Raw genomic sequence first — 16,544 nt, 5'->3', positions numbered from 1 at the left:
CGATGTACCTCCGGAACCGCAGCCTGATCATCCTCCGTACGCCTGGAGCCCTACTCCTCCGGGAGGACTCTCCCAAGGGATGGAGCGGACTAGGCTGGCACCATGACTGCTCAATACCCGCTGCCGGACCTGCCCACGCCGCCGCCGGACGGTGGCTCCGTACCCGCGCTCGCCATCCGTGGACTGGCCAAGAGGTTCGGCGAGAAGATCGCCGTCAACGGCATCAGCCTTGATGTTCCCGCCGGTTCATTTTTCGGCGTGGTCGGCCCTAACGGCGCCGGCAAGACCACCACACTGTCGATGGCCACCGGGCTCCTGCGTCCGGACCTCGGATCCGCGGCTGTCCACGGAGTCGACGTCTGGCAGCGTCCGCTTGAGGCCAAAAAGCTGCTGGGCATCCTCCCCGACGGTGTCCGCCTGTTTGACAGGCTCACCGGCGAACAGCTGGTCACTTACGCCGGCCTGCTGCACGGCATGGACGGGGATACCGTGGCCGCCCGCGTTGCGGACCTGATGGCTGCCATGGATCTGGTCAAGGACGCCGGAACCCTGGTGGTTGATTATTCTGCAGGCATGACAAAGAAGATCGCCCTGGCTTCTGCACTGATCCATGCGCCGCGCGTGCTGGTCCTCGATGAACCTTTCGAATCGGTGGATCCTGTGTCCGCCGCGAATATCCGCTCAATCCTTGATGGCTACGTGGCGTCCGGCGGCACCGTCATTGTCTCCAGCCACGTGATGGATCTGGTTCAGCGGATGTGTGACCGGGTTGCCGTCGTGGCCGGCGGCCGGCTTCTTGCGGCAGGGACCATTGATGAGGTCAGGGACGGTGCATCGCTGGAAGACCGGTTTGTGCAGCTGGTAGGCGGCCGCCACACCACGGAAGGGCTGGAATGGTTGCGCACCTCCTAAGGCTCAAGCTGACCCTGCTGCGCAACGGACTGCGGCGCAGCCCATGGCAGCTGGTGGGCATCGTCATCGGCGCCCTGTACGCAGTGGGGATTGTCGTCACGCTGGTGGTTGGCCTGGTGATGCTGCGCCAGGCAGACATCGCCCTTGCACAGACAATCATCGTGCTCAGCGGTTCCGCTGCAGTGCTGGGCTGGGCCCTGATTCCGGTGGTCCTTTCCTCCGTGGACCTCACCCTCGACCCATCACGCTTCACCACCTACGCCATCCCCATGCCCCAGATGCTGGTTGGACTTGCGCTGGGCGGGCTGATCGGGATTCCCGGGGCCGTCACCGCTCTGACCTCACTGGGCACAGTGGCCACATGGTCCCATGGTGTGTTGCCGGCTGCAGGAGCCCTTGTTGGGGCGGTACTCGGAACCATGACGTGCATCGTCATCGCCCGGGTGACCACCACTGCCACCGCAGGCCTGGCGTCTTCACGGAAGTTCAAGGACGTCAGCGGCATCATTGCGTTCATCCCATTGATGCTGCTTGGCCCCATCGGCGTCGGCGTGACACAGGGGATCAGCAGCTCGGCAGGGTTCCTGCCGGTCCTGGCACAGGCTCTTTCCTGGAGCCCACTGGGGGCGGCATGGTCCGTCGGGGGCGATCTCGCGGCCGGGAATGCCGGCGCGGCCGCGCTCAAATTCCTACTGGCCTGTGCATACCTTGCCGTGCTTGCCTGGGCCTGGAAAGGCCTGCTGGCCCGAGCCCTGGTGACCCCCGCTTACTCGGGAGGATCTACTAAACGTGGTCGGAAACTCGGTTTCTTTAGCTTGATGCCGGCCACACCGGCCGGAGCTGTGACAGCCCGGGCACTGACATATTGGTTTCGCGACCCGCGGTACGGCGGCTCCCTGGTGGTTATCCCTCTGCTGGCCGTTGTGCTGTTCTTCCAGTCGGCGCAGAACGGTGGCGCCGGAAGCCTGGTGATCATGGGTCCGCTCACGGCATTCCTGATGGCCTGGTCCATTTCCGCCGATATCTCCTACGACAACACCGCTTTTGCCCTGCACCTGTCCACAGGCGTGGCCGGCCGGGCAGACCGGCTGGGCCGCGCACTTGCCTGCCTTATTCTGTCGATTCCCCTGGTGGCTTTCTTTGTCGTCTTCCCGTTCGTCATGAGCGGCGACTGGAGCTGGCTGCCCGGCATCCTGGGCTTGTCCTGCGGCCTGCTGTTGACCGGCCTGGGGCTGTCTTCAGTGGTGTCGGCCCGCTACAACATCGCCGTCCCGCTGCCGGGTGACAGCCCGTTCAAGAAACCTCCGGGCAATGCTGCCCAGACCATGTTGGTGCAATTTGGCGGCATGTTGGTCCTGGTGGTGCTGGCGCTGCCTGAGATCGGGTTGATTATTGCGCAGAGCGTTACGGGCGATGCCGTGTTCGGATGGATCAATCTGGCCGTGGGACCGATACTTGGACTGGCGCTCTTTGTGGCGGGCATCAGGCTCGGTGGCCGCTGGCTGGATGCCCGCGGCCCCGAACTGCTGGCCGAGCTCAGCGTGAACCGTTAGCCCAAACGCAACAGTACAGAAGGAAAGTGAATCGTGGAGGTTGTCATCCTGCCCGGCAGCAAACAGATCGGGCGGCTTGCCGCCGATGCCATTGAAGCATTGGTCCGCCGCAAGCCCGATGCTGTCCTGGGGCTGGCCACGGGATCCTCCCCGCTGCCTGTTTACGATGAGCTGGCCCTGCGGCATGAGCGGGACGGCCTGGATTTCAGCCGTGCCCACGGCTTCGCGTTGGATGAGTATGTCGGACTTCCCGGCGGGCACCCGCAGTCCTACCGCGAGGTGATCCGCCGGGAGTTCACCAACCGGGTGAACATTGCGCCGGAGAACGTCCATGGTCCAGACGGTGCCGCAGCCGATATTCCCGCGGCATGCCAGGCCTACGAGGACGCTATCAAGGAGTTGGGCGGGGTCGACCTGCAGATCCTGGGTGTTGGAACTGACGGCCACATCGGGTTCAACGAACCCGGGTCATCTTTGGCATCGCGCACCCGGATCAAGACCCTTATCGAACAGACCCGGCGCGACAACGCACGCTTCTTCGACAGCATTGCGGAGGTCCCACACCACGTCATAACACAAGGGCTGGGGACCATTATGGATGCGAAGCACGTAGTCCTGGTGGCTACCGGCGCGCAGAAGGCGCAGGCCGTGCGGGACTTCGTGGAAGGGCCGGTAGCTGCCATTTGCGCAGCGTCCATCCTGCAGTTCCACCCCCACGCAACCATCCTGATCGACGAGGCCGCTGCGTCCTCCCTGCGGCTGGCCGACTACTACCGGCATGCTTACGACGACAAGCCCGACTGGCAGGGGCTCTGAGTCAAGCGGCTAAGATGGAAGGCATGACCAGCATGACGGACCCCCTTGAAAACGATCCCATGCGCGAGCTTTCCGGAGCCGGCACGTCCACGGCAACCATTGAGCGCGAGGAACTGCGCCAGGAAGTCGAACCCGGCGACCGTGAACGCTTCGCGCACTATGTCCGCAAGGAAAAGATCATGGAATCGGCCATGACCGGAGATCCTGTGATCGCACTTTGCGGCAAGGTCTGGACACCGGGAAGGGACCCGAAGAAGTTTCCGGTATGCCCGGAGTGCAAAGAGGTCTATGAAGGCCTCCGCCCCGGCAAGGACGGCGGCAGTGGTTCAGGAGATTCGGGCAACAAGAACTAGTGGCTGACACTCTCTTTGGCGGTCCCAGTCTTCCCCCTGCTTATCCGGAGCGGGCAGCGTGGGGCACCGCCCAGAAGCTGCGTGCCTGGCAGCAGGAAGCACTCGACCACTATTTCAGCCGCAATGCGCGTGACTTTCTTGCGGTGGCTACTCCCGGAGCAGGCAAGACCACCTTCGCGCTCCGGGTGGCTTCCATGCTCATCGAGTCCGGCGTCGTTAACCGCATTACGATCGTGGCACCCACCGACCACCTCAAGCGGCAGTGGGCTGACGCTGCAGCCAGGGTTGGCATTGCCATCGATCCCAACTTCAAGAATGCGGACGGCCAGCATGGCCGTGGTTTCATTGGCGTCGCGGTGACTTACGCCCAGGTTGCCAGCAAGCCGTTGTTGCACAGGGCCAAAACCGAGGCAGCGCGGACCCTGGTGATCCTGGATGAGATCCACCATGGCGGCGAAGCCCTGTCCTGGGGTGACGGTCTGCGTGAAGCATTCGATCCTGCCATCCGTCGGCTTGCCCTCACCGGGACGCCGTTCCGGTCTGATACGTCACCCATTCCGTTCGTTGACTACGTGGAGGACCGGGACGGCATCAGGCGCTCCAAGTCCGATTACACCTACGGTTACGGCAATGCGCTGCGGGACCATGTGGTCCGCCCGGTGATGTTCATGGCCTACTCGGGGCAGATGCGCTGGCGCACAAGCGCGGGTGAGGAAATGGCCGCCTCGCTGGGCGAAGCGGCAGTCACCAAAGACATCACCTCGCAGGCCTGGCGCACAGCACTCAATCCTGCGGGCGAGTGGATCCCGGCGGTGCTGGCGGGAGCAGACAGGCGGCTGAGCGAAGTACGCCGGACGGTTCCCGACGCCGGCGGACTGGTCATTGCCACGGACCACGAGGACGCGCGGGCCTATGCGGGGCAGCTGAAACGCATCACGGGCGAATCACCAACAGTGATCCTGTCCGACGACGCCAAGGCTTCCAGCAAGATCGAAGAGTTTACTGCCAGCGACAAACGCTGGATGGTAGCCGTTCGCATGGTGTCAGAAGGCGTTGACGTGCCTCGCCTGTCCGTAGGTGTCTACGCCACATCCACATCGACGCCGCTGTTCTTCGCCCAGGCCGTAGGTCGCTTTGTGCGTGCCCGTAAGCGCGGTGAGACCGCGTCGGTGTTCCTTCCGTCCGTGCCCCAGCTGATGGCACTGGCGAACTCCATGGAAGCCGAACGCGACCATGCCCTGGATCGGCCGGAGAAGGACGACGACGGCCTGTTTACTCCAGAGGATTCGTTGATGGCGGAGGCCAACAGTGAGGACAAGGCCTCGGATTCGTTGACCAAGGGCAAATTCGAGGCCCTCGATTCGCAGGCGTCCTTTGACCGGGTACTGTTCGACGGCGGCGAGTTCGGCACCGGGGGAGAAGTGGGCTCGGAAGAGGAACTGGATTTCCTGGGCATCCCAGGCCTGCTGGACGCCGAACAGGTGGGCACCCTGCTGCGGCAGCGCCAGCATGAACAGCTGAACCGCAGGAAGGGCAGGCAGCCTGCACAGGAGCCAGCGGCGGCCGTACCGGATCACCGCATGCTCATGGACCTGCGCAGTGAACTGGCCAAGAACGTTGCCGCCTGGTCTGCCCGCACAGGCACCCCCCACGGAGTAATCCATACCAAGTTGCGGACCATCTGCGGGGGCCCTCCCGTGGCCCAGGCAAACGAGGAACAGCTGCAGAAGCGCTTGCGGAAGCTGCAGGACTGGTTTATCGGCCGGACCTAAGTGTCCGGCGGCGCAGGCCACACAGCTCCGGCGTCAGATCAGTTCGACTCCGCCCAGCTCCAACTCGGCATAGGCGTCAGAGCTGTCTTCAGCAATGCTGGCCGTGAGTTTCCGGACCACGGCAACACCATAGCCGGCCTGCACGGCATCCAACGCAGTGGACATCACACAGTAATCAGTAGCCAGGCCCACCACTACAACATCCTCGACGTCATGGCTCTGGAGCCAGTCATCCAGCCCGATAGCGTCTTCCAGGTCCTCGGCGGACACCGCGGCCGGCGAGGAGCCGGATAGCGAACCGGCAGGCCGCTCGCCAACCGGAACCTCGTCCTCGGGTGCCATGAGTCCTTCGAAGCCGGAGTATGCGGCGGCGTACTGGCCCTTGCGGAAGTACGCCTGGATGTATTCGGTGTCCAGGTCCGGATGGAGATCGGCGCCCTTCGTGCCTGCTACGCAGTGCGGCGGCCAGCTGTCCACGAAGTCCGGTGTGTCCGAGAAATGTGCTCCCGGATCGATGTGCCAGTCCTGGGTGGCCACGACGTGGTCGAATTCGATGCGGTGACGGTCAAGGTATTCGCTGATGGCTCCCGCGACTGCGGCGCCGCCGGAAACCGGCAGGCTGCCGCCTTCGCAGAAATCATTTTGGACATCAACGATGATCAGTGCCTTGGACATCAGTCCTCCTCGTAGCTGGTGGGGATGGCGGCTTCGCCACGCTGCAGCCGGTTGACGACGGCGGGAAGTTCCCGCATCGAATCCGCATGGCGCCGGCGGGCACGTTCAACGCCCTCCGGACCGGTCCAGCCCGGAACCACCTCACCGTTTTTGACAAAGTGCTGCAAGAGCACACGGTCGTTGCCGTCGTTGTCCGGCCGCTGGCCAATGCCCACGATCTCGTGGGAGGCCACGCCGCGCTCATTCAGCCGGCGCAGAGCATACTTTCGCCCGCCGACGCTCGCCTTGTTCTTGGCTGACTTCGCCACTGAGACGAAAGTGCCGGCGTCGTCCTGGCGGCTTACCAGCTTGTAAACCATGCTGGCTGTGGGGGCGCCCGAGCCGGTCACCAGCGAGGTGCCCACGCCGTATGCATCAACCGGTGCCGATGCGAGCGAGGCGATGGCGAATTCGTCGAGGTCGGAGGTCACCACAATTTTCGTGTTCTCGTTGCCCAGGCTGTCCAGCAGTTGCCGCACCCATTGGGCCTGTGCCACGAGGTCGCCGGAGTCAAGCCGGACCGCACCCAGCTTGTCGCCGGCCAGTTCGACGGCGGTACGCACCGCTGTTTCGACGTCGTACGTATCCACCAGCAGCGAGGTTCCGGCGCCCATTGATGCGATCTGTGCCTCGAATGCGTCACGTTCGGTGTCGTGCAGCAGCGTGAACGAGTGCGCCGCGGTCCCGACAGTCTTGATGCCGTAGCGGAGGCCTGCCTCCAGGTTGGACGTGCTTGCGAAACCGGCAATGACGGCCGCGCGGGCGGCGGCGACGGCAGCTTCCTCATGGGTACGGCGGGAGCCCATCTCGATGCACGGCCGGTTGCCGGCGGCGCTGATCATCCGGGATGCCGCGGAGGCGATGGCGCTGTCGTGGTTCAGGATGGAGAGGATGAACGTCTCCAGGATGCAAGCCTCGGCGAAGGTGGACTCAACAATCAGGATGGGGGAGTTGGGGAAGTAGGCCTCGCCCTCCGCGTAGCCCCAGATATCACCGGAGAACCGGAAGTCAGCCAGGAACTCAAGGGTTTCCTTGTTGACCACCTTCGTGGCCTCCAGGAATTCAAGTTCCGGCTTGCTGAACCGGAAATGCGCGAGGCCTTCGAGCAGTCGTCCCGTTCCACCAACAATCCCGTAGCGGCGGCCGTCTGGAAGGCGACGCGCGAAAGCTTCGAAGACCGACTTGCGGTGCGCGGCTCCGGAGTGGAGGGCCGCCTGCAGCATGGTCAGCTCGTAATGGTCGGTATACAAGGACGCGCGTGGGTGGTCCCAGCCGGCTGATGTACTCACAAATTCACTCTAGTCCCCACCGGCTCCCACGTCTCGCTGCGCTCCACGCGGGGCCCTCGCCGGCGCGGGCACAGCGTCACCATAGAATGGACAGATGAGCTTAAGCGTTGCGATCGACCCTCAGACCCGGGAGGGGACCCGGGCCGGAACTGAAGAGTCCACCTCCTCCCTGACGGCTCCGGACATCCCTTGGAACCTCGTGGTCTGGAATGATCCCGTGAACCTGATGAGCTATGTCAGCTTCGTCTTCCAGAGCTACTTCGGCTACCCGGAAGGCAAAGCGAACAAGCTCATGATGGAAGTCCATAAGAAGGGCCGGTCCATTGTTGCCCACGGCAGCAAGGAACAAGTGGAACGGCACGCCGTGGCAATGCATGGCTTTGGCCTCTGGGCAACGGTGGAGAAGGCCGGCGGCGGATCAGGCAAAGGCAAGAGCGGTTCCGGAGATGATGCCGGAAGCAATTCCGGGAAGGGCAAGGGAAACCGTGGCTAAGGCGTTCAAATATGGAGTCAAAGGCATTTCCGGATATTTGGAACCAGCCGAACGCGAGCTGCTCCGCGGCCTGATCGGTGATGTCATCTCCATGCTGGAGCCGCACGATGCAGCGCACGAAGACCCGCTGGCCGCCATGATCGGGCTGGATATGCAGGTGCGTGAACCCACTGATTCCGCCTTGCGAAGGCTGCTCCCCAATGTCAGCAGGGATGACGGTGCTGCCTCCCTGGAGTTCCGTCAGCTCACTGAGCGGTCGCTGCGGGAAACAAAGATCGGAGCACTCAAGGCTGCCGCCCTTGACCTGGACAAGGATGAGATCCTGTTGAGTGATACCGGTGCCCGGCACTGGTCCATGGCGCTCAACGATATCCGGCTGGTCCTGGCCGAGCGGCTCGATATCCGGGATGAGGAAGATGCCGAGCACGTCCACCTGATGCAGGACTGGTCCCAGGCTGAAGATGTGGGAAGCTACCTTGCCCTCGTCTATAACTTCACTACATGGCTGCAGGAATCATTGGTCCAGGCGATGCTCCAATCGCTGGGCACATCACGCTGACCGGGCCTGCTCCGGCGTTGGTTATCCTCCCGCAATGTGACAAACGAGACAGAAGTAGCGACGCAATGTGATGGCCGCACCCGCAGCGAAGACCTATCCTCGAATAACAATGACTACAGCCTCGAATACGGATCTGTCAGCCGCACCCGCAGCGAAGACCGAGTCCACAGCCAGCAACACCGCCGGCGCCCGGATGGCGTCCCGTCCCATTGGCGTGTTCGATTCAGGTGTGGGAGGGCTGACTGTAGCGAGGTCAATCATTGACCAGCTGCCCCACGAATCCATCCTCTATGTAGGAGATACCGCCCACGGGCCTTATGGTCCTCTGCCCATAGCGGAAGTCCGTGCGAACGCGCTGGGCGTGATGGACGAACTGGTGGATTCCGGGGTGAAGCTGCTCACCATTGCCTGCAATTCGGCGTCGGCGGCTGTTTTGCGGGACGCCCGGGAGCGCTACACCGCGCAGTACGGCATCCCCGTGATCGAGGTCATCCAGCCGGCAGTGCGCCGTGCTGTGGCAGCAACCCGGCGCGGCCGCATAGGCGTCATCGGCACTTCGGCAACGGTGGGGTCCCGGGCCTACGAAGATACCTTTGCCGCAGCGCCTGACCTTCGCATCACCTCGGTGGCTTGTCCTGAATTCGTGAACTACGTCGAGGCAGGCATTACCACCGGGCCCGAACTCCTGGCGGTGGCACAGGAATACCTGGCCCCGCTCAAGGACGCCGGCGTGGATACCGTCGTGCTGGGCTGTACGCACTATCCGCTGCTGACCGGCGTCATTTCCTACGTCATGGGCGAGGACGTCACGCTCGTGTCCAGTGCGGAGGAGACCGCCAAGGATGTGTACCGCGCCCTGGTCAACAATGGACTCCAGCGCACGAATCCCGCCGCTCCGGAACACCACTTCATAGCAACCGGCGACGCCGGCCAGTTTGAAGCCCTGGCGCGCCGGTTCCTCGGCCCCGAAGTCTTGTCCGTCCAGCACGTGGACCACGTCTCGGCCCAGTACCCCACCGGCAGCCTGGCCCGAATTACCCCGGAGATGATCGCCGCCGCGCAGGATGCCTCACCACGCCGGCGCACGTCGAACTTTGTGCGGAGCTCCGGGTTCGCCGCTGACCCGGGCGGGGGGATCCGGCGGTGAAACTCACTATTGTTGGCTGCACAGGATCGTTTCCGGGGCCCGGATCGCCGGCGTCTTGTTACCTCCTGACCGCGACGGATGGCGAACGTACATGGAAGATCGTCCTTGACCTGGGCAGCGGGTCCTTGGGGGCGATCCAGCGCTACACAGACCTCGAGGACATCGATGCCATCCTGTTGACCCACCTGCATCCGGACCACTGCATGGACCTGTGCGGGCTGCACGTGGCCGTCCGCTGGAAGCCCGGAGGCTGGGATGCCGGCCGGATTCCCGTGTGGGGACCGGCGGCGACGGCAGACCGGATGGCCACGGCCTACGGGTTGGAGCTGGACCCCGGGATGCACGACGAATTCGACTTCACCAACTGGGCCGAGCGTAAACCCGTAGTGGTGGGCCCGTTCACCGTCACGCCTTATGCCGTAAACCATCCCATCGAAGAGGCTTACGCCCTGCGAGTGGAGGTCACCGAACCTGGGAAGGACGGCGTTCCCGTCTCGAGGATCCTCACCTACTCCGGGGACACGGATTCCTGCCAAGGGTTGGAGGATGCCGCGCGCGGTGCAGACCTTTTCCTCTGCGAAGCAGCCTTCGAAGAGGGACGCGACGACGCCGTGAAGGACGTGCACCTGACCGGAAAGCGCGCCGCGGAGGCCGCAACCGCAGCGGGCGCCAAGCGATTGCTCCTGACCCACCTTCCGGTATGGACCTCCGCAACCACGGTGATGGCCGAGGCCCGGCCGGCATTTGCCGGAGATGTGGCCATCGCTGTCGCCGGTGTCCACTACACCGTCTGAGCCGGCTGGACGCTCCACTGCGGGCCGTGGCGACCGGGCAGGTCCGCCGCATGGATATGCTGGAGCCATGACTTCTGAAGCAACAACCGCTCCGGTGACGCGCGCCGACGGCCGTACCCCTGACCAGCTCCGTCCCATCAGCATCACCCGCGGCTGGTCAAAACAAGCCGAAGGTTCGGCCCTGATCGAGTTCGGCAACACCAGGGTGCTGTGCACAGCTTCATTGACGGCGGGCGTCCCGCGGTGGCTCAAGGGCGAAGGCCGCGGCTGGGTCACCGCAGAGTACGCCATGCTTCCCCGGGCCACGAATACCCGCTCCGACCGTGAATCAGTAAGGGGCAAGATCGGCGGCCGCACCCATGAGATTTCCCGGCTGATCGGCCGTTCCCTCCGGTCCATCATCGACACCAAGGCGTTGGGGGAGAACACCATCGTCCTGGACTGCGACGTTTTGCAGGCGGACGGCGGCACCCGCACCGCCGCGATCACCGGCGCCTACGTGGCACTTGCCGACGCCATCCGCTTTGCACGCGACAACAAGCTGATCGCCAAGAACGCCCAGCCGTTGATCGACACCATCGCCGCCGTCTCCGTGGGCATCATCGACGGTGTTCCCATGCTGGACCTGCCCTATGTGGAGGACGTCCGGGCAGAAACCGACATGAACGTTGTTGTCACCGGCTCAGGCAAGTTTGTCGAGGTGCAGGGAACTGCCGAAGGCGCACCCTTTGACCGCGACGAACTTAATAAGCTGTTGGATCTCGCCCTGCTGGGCACCAGCCAGCTTGCTGCCATCCAGCGCGAGACGCTCGCGGATTCGCTGTGACCGGCACGGGTCCACGCCTGGTCCTTGCCACCCACAATCAGGGCAAGTTGCGCGAACTGCGTGAAATCCTCCGCGGCCAGGTTCCGGGGCTCGACGTCGACACCCAGGTGGTGGACGCTGCTGCGGCAGGTGCCCCGGACGTCGTCGAAACAGGTACCACCTTCGCCGAGAATTCACTGCTGAAGGCCCGGGCCGTCGCCGAGGCCACCGGACTGCCCGCCATCGCGGATGACTCCGGCCTGGCCGTCGATGTGCTGGGCGGAGCTCCGGGAATCTTTTCGGCCCGCTGGTCCGGCCGCCACGGTGACGACCACGCAAACCTGCACCTACTGCTGGCGCAGCTGGCCGACATTCCCGACCCCCACCGGCATGCGGCCTTCGTGTGTGCTGCCGCGCTCGCAGTGCCGGGCGTTGGGGGTGGCCGCGAAGTAGTGGAGTACGGCCAGCTGGAAGGCCTGCTGTTGCGGGAACCCCGCGGGAAGCGCGGCTTCGGCTACGATCCCATCCTGCAGCCGGCCGGCGAGTCGCGCAGTTGCGCGGAGCTCAGTGCTGAAGAGAAGAACGCCATCAGCCACCGCGGCAAGGCCTTCCGGGCGCTCCTGCCGGCCATAGCCAACGCGCTCGCAGCGCAACGATAAACCGCCGGCTGGAGACCCCGGCTGGTGGTCAGGCCGGACGAAGCTGGACAGTTCCACGCCGGCGCCGCCGTCTGGCGGCCGCAGCATCACGATTTCGCTGCGGGACCCGGGGATTCCGATGACGGTGTCCACGAACCCGCCCTCCATGAACGTCCGGCCCTCCATTTCGAGGCCCAGGGCGACGAAGAACGCCGTCGCCCTGTCGATGTCGGCGACGGTGATACCGACGTGGTCGAATCGTCGCACATAGGCCATGGGTAGAGTTTCCAGTTCTGGTTGACTGCCTCTGCGTAGGGACCGGCCTTGGAGGCCACCCGTCCTCAGCGGACTATGTCGCATTTCCCTGGATCCGGGACACCCCTGCTGGCGGCAGGTGCAGACCAGCAGCAAAAGAGGCTCCCTGCGCCATCACCTGGCGCGGGGAACCTCTTCGTTGTTCTGTAAGGCTGTGCGGGCCGCTACACGTCCCGCGGCGTCTTGTGCTCGTCTTCTGGCCTGTGCTCTTCGATGAATTCGTGGACTGGGTCCGTGCCGTAAGCCCTGGCCTGGCGCTTGGCGGACATACCGCGAAGTACCTCGACGCCGATGGGCATCACCGAGACGAGCACGATGGCGATGAAGATGATGTCAATGTTGTCCCCGACCCAGGCAAACTGGCCAAGCCAAGCACCCAGCAGCGTGACGCCGCCACCCCAGAGGAGCGCACCGATGACGTTATAGAGAAAGAACTTCCGCTTATCCATCTGGGCTACGCCCACAATGACCGGCACGAAGGTGCGGATGATGGGCACAAACCGGGCCAGGATCAGGGCCTTGCCACCGTGCTTTTCAAAGAAGGCGTGTGCGCTCTCCACGTTTTCACGCTTAAACAGCCGGGATTCGGGTTTATTGAAGATGGCAGGACCGGCTTTGGAACCAATGAGGTAGCCGGTCTGGTTACCCAGGATGGCAGCGACAATGATGAACCCGCACATGGCCCAGAGATTGAACTGGATGGCTCCGGTGGCAACCAGCAGCCCCGCCGTGAACAGCATGGAATCGCCCGGAAGGAAAAACCCCACCAGCAGGCCCGTTTCGGCGAAGACGATGGCGCAGACCAACAGCACGACCCACGGCCCCAGCGGTGAATCACGGAGGAAAACATCCGGGTTGAGCCAGTCAGGCAAAAACGAGGCCATTTGCGGCTGGATAGGTCCGGCACCGCCGATCATGGCTACGGCAAGGTCAGTCATCACAGGAAAGTTCACCTTCCTAGGGTACTTGACCTGCTTTGGCCCGTTAGTCGTTCGGCCGTCCGGTGAACCGGTCGAAGTGCGGCGTCGGCCCCGTGGAAACTGCTCAATAGCAGTGTTGGAGGTGGAGACGGCCATGTCGAAGGCAGCACGTATTGACAGCGCCTGAGGGTGGGAGCAACCTGAGAACCTAAGTTGCAGGTTCTGCCAGGCTCCCCAGCGGCACGTCGTACGGGCCCTGCAGGACACGCATACCCCGGAGCACCATGCGTGCTTTCGGAAGAAACAGTTGTACACCGCTCCCTATTGAGGAGTACTGGAAATGTCTGCAGTAACTGTCACAACCCTCGAGTCAAAGTCGTTTGATGAACCGGATGAAAAGCGCCGTCCACCGAAGACAGAAGTCGATGTCGTCAATATTGGTGGTACCACCCTGGGCCGGTTCACGTTCGAGCCCGGCTGGCGCTGGTCGGAGACGGTCAAGACGGTGGTCCACACAGACAGCTGCCAGAACAGCCATCTGGGTTTTTGCACCGCCGGCACACTGACGGTGGAGCTGGAGGACGGGACGCGAACCACAATCCACGCCGGTGACGCGTACACCATCCCTCCGGGCCATGACGCCTGGGTTGAGAACGACGCGACGTTCGTGGGCTACGAAATTATGAGCGCGGCCTCGTATGCGAAATCTGACTAGATGACTAAGCCTGTTTAGAGATCGAGTGGACGGCGTTTCGAGCCGTAGGTGGACCGGGGGCCGTTGGGCCGACGGTAAGGTTGAGCCGTGGCTTTGGACTTTACGGCGATCGACTTTGAGACTGCGAACGGATTCCGGGGCTCGCCGTGTGCCGTTGGGCTGACCAAGGTCCGTGGCGGCAAGGTAGTGCAGGAAGCTTCCTGGCTGATGCGCCCGCCCGTGGGCCACGACCAATTCGATCGGCAGAATGTCGCCATCCACGGCATCGAGCCCGAAGCCGTAGCGGGGATGCCACGGTTCGGTGAACTTTTCGGTGAGATTGCACGGTTTATCGGCACTGACATTCTGGCTGCCCATAATGCAGCGTTTGACCTCGGCGTCATCAGGTCCGGGCTGGAGGTCTCCGGAATGCCGGGTCCGGGTTATGAATATGTCTGCACCGTGATGCTTTCCAGGCGCTGCTATTCGCTGGTCTCGAATTCGCTTCCGTTTGCCGCTGAGGAAGCCGGCGTTCCGCTGGTCAACCACCATGATCCAGCAGAGGATGCGCGCGCCTGCGCGGGGATCCTCGTGGACATCGCCACCCGCAACGGGGCGAACAGCATCGCTGAGCTGTACTTGTCGCTGGGGCTGGACATCCCTCGCCAGCCGGCCTTCCACCCCGCAATGGACAAGCTGTCCAAGGCAACCCTCGCAACACTGCGCGCAGGCAGCCGGGCGGGTTCCGGCGTCGTACGCGCCGGCGGCGGTTGGCCTGAGGAAGGCGCCAACCCGGCACCCAACCTGGCGGCAGATCCTGGCCACCCGCTGTTCGGGCAGACAGTAGTGTTCACCGGCCAGTTGAAAGAGCTTGGCCGCCCGGAGGCAAAACTGCTGTCCGCGGAGGCGGGGGCAACTACCGAAAGCCGGGTGACCGGCCGCACGACGGTGCTGGTGGTCGGGGATGGTTTTGTGGCCTCTGATCTGCGGTCCGGACGGATCACCGGCAAGGCACGCAGGGTCCTGGAGCTACATGAGCGGGGCCAGCACGTCGAGGTCCTGTCCGAGGGAGAGTTCCTGCAGATGGCGTCAAGGGCCCCCGGAACACTGGAACCAGCGTCCTAGAGTTCACGCGGCGCAATAAAACTGTTCCTTCACCGCCTGCGCTCCTACCCTGACTGGATGGGAACACAGCAAGCACCGGAACCGCTGCAAACACTGGAACGCACGGACACGACATCCGGACTGCGCACCCTCTTCGCGTTTCCCAACCCGGTCAACGAGTACGCGGCGCGCATCACTGCGGGGCTGGTGGTCCTCGTGGCCCTGCTGGCCCTGGCCACCGGGTCCGGCTGGCTCGTGGGCCTGATCGCTGCCGGGTTCTGGTTGCGTGTTCTGTTCGGTCCCAGGATCTCGCCGCTGGCGCTGTTGTCCGTTAAAGTCCTGGCGCCGCGGCTGGGCAGGACGAAGTTGGTTCCCGGACCGCCCAAGCGTTTTGCCCAGGGGATCGGTGCCGCGCTGTCCACTGTTGCGGCAGTCCTGCTGGCGTTGGGAGCCGCTCCGGCGGCCTGGATCCTGCTTGCTGTGCTGGTGGTTGCCGCGTCGTTGGAGGCGTTTGCCGGCTTCTGCCTGGGTTGCCGGATTTTCGCCCTGCTCCAGGACCGGGGCCTGATTCCGGACGATGTCTGCGAGGCCTGCAACAACATCAATCTGCCGCGACGGTAACCTTCAGCAACTGATCCACCATGGTGCGGATGACATCCTGTCCTTCCAGCACCTCAAGCCACTCGCCTGGAAGGCACTGCTCGCCGTAGCGGGCCCCCAGCATGGAACCTGCGATGCAGCCGATGGCCGGGCCGGCCATTCCATGACTGGCAGCAATGGACAGGGAAGCGCGGAAATGCTCCTGGGGAGTATGTGGCCCGTCAGCACCTTCTGCGCTCGTCAGCACGGCATAGAGCCCGACGGCGAGGGCTTCTTCGGCGCTATCGCCTTCACCCAGTTCCTTCAGCACCTTTGCCCGCGGCAGCTGCGGCGATTCCGCCAGGCGCCGGGCGGACTCCAGGCGCTCGACCAGTTCCGGCATCGGCGGGTCCGCTTTCCCGGCAGCGTCAAGGACCCGGGCGGCTGCCTCCGCCACCTCCGTGCCCGCGCACAGGTGATGGATGAGGCTGCTGAACAGCCCAGCGGACTGGCGCGCCAAAGGATGCCCGTGGGTCAGCGATGCGGCGTCTGTGCTGATTTTGAACACCATGGATGACTCGATGTGCGGAACCAGCCCGAACGGGGCTGAACGGCTGACCGTCGCGGAGCCCTTAGCTTCCGGGTTGACCGGGCGGAAGGACGTGCCCATGTCGCCGGTGGCCAATCCACTAAGGGATGTCCTGTCCGGGTCGCGGCGCCGCTGCAAGAGCTCCTGGCCGTCGATCCACCGGGGCTGCGGCGATGGAGCTGACGGCGGCAGCGAACCTTCCTGCGCGAGGTACCAGCGGAGATAGGCAAGCCAGATGCAGGCGTTGACGTCCGCCCCTGTTCCCGCATTGGCCCATTCAAGGGCGTCCAGCAGCCCGTCCAGCGAATACAGCGCCAGCTGGGTTGTCCCGGAAAAATGGAGCTGGCCGGCTCCGGCAGGGGCGGGGGCAGAGCCGAGCGCATCACCCAGCGCCCCACCCAGGAGACAGCCATAGGCGCGGGAGGATTGGGTAGGGGCGGAGTGTTGGGGCTCAAAGCTCATGCGCTTTAACTTACCGCGCCCCGAATGAGGCCCGTG

At 63.9% G+C, this 16,544-nt stretch carries 18 protein-coding genes and 1 pseudogene; 14 read left to right on the top strand and 5 right to left on the bottom strand.

Annotated elements, in window-relative coordinates; all coding sequences use genetic code 11:
• The first annotated feature begins 102 nt into the window (after positions 1-102).
• From ACWA13_RS11610 to ACWA13_RS11590, 5 genes are read left to right on the top strand one after another with little or no spacing between them, the layout of a single operon-like run.
• Positions 103-912, top strand: coding sequence for an ABC transporter ATP-binding protein (locus ACWA13_RS11610; protein WP_463934242.1), 810 nt, complete (start codon positions 103-105; stop codon positions 910-912).
• A complete protein-coding gene (locus tag ACWA13_RS11605) occupies positions 894-2,465 on the top strand; it encodes a transporter (RefSeq protein ID WP_463934240.1) in 1,572 nt (523 codons plus the stop codon). The genes ACWA13_RS11610 and ACWA13_RS11605 overlap by 19 nt, the downstream gene beginning before the upstream one ends.
• A gap of 33 nt (positions 2,466-2,498) precedes the next feature.
• Complete coding sequence (gene nagB / locus ACWA13_RS11600; RefSeq protein WP_463934238.1) at positions 2,499-3,281, top strand: glucosamine-6-phosphate deaminase; 783 nt, start codon at positions 2,499-2,501, stop codon at positions 3,279-3,281.
• Between the two features lie 14 nt (positions 3,282-3,295).
• Positions 3,296-3,634 carry a DUF3039 domain-containing protein gene (locus ACWA13_RS11595; protein WP_463934236.1) on the top strand — a complete coding sequence of 113 codons (339 nt, stop codon included), beginning with the start codon at positions 3,296-3,298 and terminating at the stop codon, positions 3,632-3,634.
• Entirely contained in the window at positions 3,634-5,406 is a 1,773-nt protein-coding gene (locus tag ACWA13_RS11590; protein WP_463934234.1) for a DEAD/DEAH box helicase, read from the top strand. Before ACWA13_RS11595 ends, ACWA13_RS11590 begins: the two co-directional genes overlap by 1 nt.
• Before the next feature lie 33 nt (positions 5,407-5,439).
• On the opposite strand, the gene ACWA13_RS11585 is transcribed toward ACWA13_RS11590, so the two are convergent.
• A complete protein-coding gene (locus tag ACWA13_RS11585; RefSeq protein ID WP_463934232.1) occupies positions 5,440-6,081 on the bottom strand; it encodes an isochorismatase family protein in 642 nt (213 codons plus the stop codon).
• The gene (locus tag ACWA13_RS11580; RefSeq protein ID WP_463934230.1) at positions 6,081-7,409 is read right to left on the bottom strand and encodes a nicotinate phosphoribosyltransferase; all 1,329 of its coding nucleotides are present in this window, start codon (positions 7,407-7,409) and stop codon (positions 6,081-6,083) included. Before ACWA13_RS11580 ends, ACWA13_RS11585 begins: the two co-directional genes overlap by 1 nt.
• A gap of 94 nt (positions 7,410-7,503) precedes the next feature.
• Between ACWA13_RS11580 and clpS the strand changes: the two genes are divergently transcribed.
• The 6 genes from clpS to rdgB all read left to right on the top strand — a co-directional run bounded on the left by clpS (position 7,504) and on the right by rdgB (position 11,866).
• Positions 7,504-7,902, top strand: coding sequence for an ATP-dependent Clp protease adapter ClpS (gene clpS, locus ACWA13_RS11575; protein WP_463934228.1), 399 nt, complete (start codon positions 7,504-7,506; stop codon positions 7,900-7,902).
• On the top strand, positions 7,895-8,461 hold the full coding sequence (locus ACWA13_RS11570; protein ID WP_463934226.1) for a DUF2017 domain-containing protein: 567 nt from the start codon (positions 7,895-7,897) through the stop codon (positions 8,459-8,461). The genes clpS and ACWA13_RS11570 overlap by 8 nt, the downstream gene beginning before the upstream one ends.
• Positions 8,462-8,570: 109 nt before the next feature.
• Complete coding sequence (gene murI / locus ACWA13_RS11565; RefSeq protein WP_463934224.1) at positions 8,571-9,608, top strand: glutamate racemase; 1,038 nt, start codon at positions 8,571-8,573, stop codon at positions 9,606-9,608.
• A complete protein-coding gene (locus tag ACWA13_RS11560) occupies positions 9,605-10,402 on the top strand; it encodes an MBL fold metallo-hydrolase (RefSeq protein WP_463934222.1) in 798 nt (265 codons plus the stop codon). Before murI ends, ACWA13_RS11560 begins: the two co-directional genes overlap by 4 nt.
• 67 nt (positions 10,403-10,469) lie before the next feature.
• Positions 10,470-11,228 carry a ribonuclease PH gene (rph, locus tag ACWA13_RS11555; RefSeq protein WP_463934220.1) on the top strand — a complete coding sequence of 253 codons (759 nt, stop codon included), beginning with the start codon at positions 10,470-10,472 and terminating at the stop codon, positions 11,226-11,228.
• On the top strand, positions 11,225-11,866 hold the full coding sequence (gene rdgB / locus ACWA13_RS11550) for an RdgB/HAM1 family non-canonical purine NTP pyrophosphatase (RefSeq protein ID WP_463934218.1): 642 nt from the start codon (positions 11,225-11,227) through the stop codon (positions 11,864-11,866). The genes rph and rdgB overlap by 4 nt, the downstream gene beginning before the upstream one ends.
• Before the next feature lie 42 nt (positions 11,867-11,908).
• Here rdgB and ACWA13_RS11545 read toward each other — a convergent pair.
• Positions 11,909-12,121, bottom strand: a pseudogene (locus ACWA13_RS11545) (VOC family protein); the annotation flags it as partial.
• A 203-nt stretch (positions 12,122-12,324) separates the two neighbouring features.
• Positions 12,325-13,098: a DedA family protein gene (locus tag ACWA13_RS11540; protein ID WP_463934216.1), complete on the bottom strand. Its 774-nt coding sequence runs from the start codon at positions 13,096-13,098 to the stop codon at positions 12,325-12,327.
• A 322-nt stretch (positions 13,099-13,420) separates the two neighbouring features.
• Here ACWA13_RS11540 and ACWA13_RS11535 point away from each other — a divergent pair, with 322 nt between their 5' ends.
• The 3 genes from ACWA13_RS11535 (at position 13,421) to ACWA13_RS11525 (ending at position 15,499) form a co-directional block, all read left to right on the top strand.
• Positions 13,421-13,795 carry a cupin domain-containing protein gene (locus ACWA13_RS11535; protein WP_463934214.1) on the top strand — a complete coding sequence of 125 codons (375 nt, stop codon included), beginning with the start codon at positions 13,421-13,423 and terminating at the stop codon, positions 13,793-13,795.
• An 87-nt stretch (positions 13,796-13,882) separates the two neighbouring features.
• Positions 13,883-14,899 (top strand): 3'-5' exonuclease, encoded by a 1,017-nt coding sequence (locus ACWA13_RS11530; RefSeq protein ID WP_463934213.1) that lies wholly within the window; start codon positions 13,883-13,885, stop codon positions 14,897-14,899.
• 120 nt (positions 14,900-15,019) lie between these two features.
• Positions 15,020-15,499: a DUF4395 domain-containing protein gene (locus ACWA13_RS11525; protein ID WP_463937916.1), complete on the top strand. Its 480-nt coding sequence runs from the start codon at positions 15,020-15,022 to the stop codon at positions 15,497-15,499.
• On the opposite strand, the gene ACWA13_RS11520 is transcribed toward ACWA13_RS11525, so the two are convergent.
• A complete protein-coding gene (locus ACWA13_RS11520) occupies positions 15,480-16,508 on the bottom strand; it encodes an ADP-ribosylglycohydrolase family protein (protein ID WP_463934212.1) in 1,029 nt (342 codons plus the stop codon). The two genes, ACWA13_RS11525 and ACWA13_RS11520, sit on opposite strands and share 20 nt — an antisense overlap.
• Between the last annotated feature and the right edge of the window lie 36 nt (positions 16,509-16,544).

The sequence above is a fragment of the Pseudarthrobacter sp. TRD_SC_9 genome (genome assembly GCF_055361265.1).
This window is presented reverse-complemented; position numbering and strand designations above follow the sequence as displayed.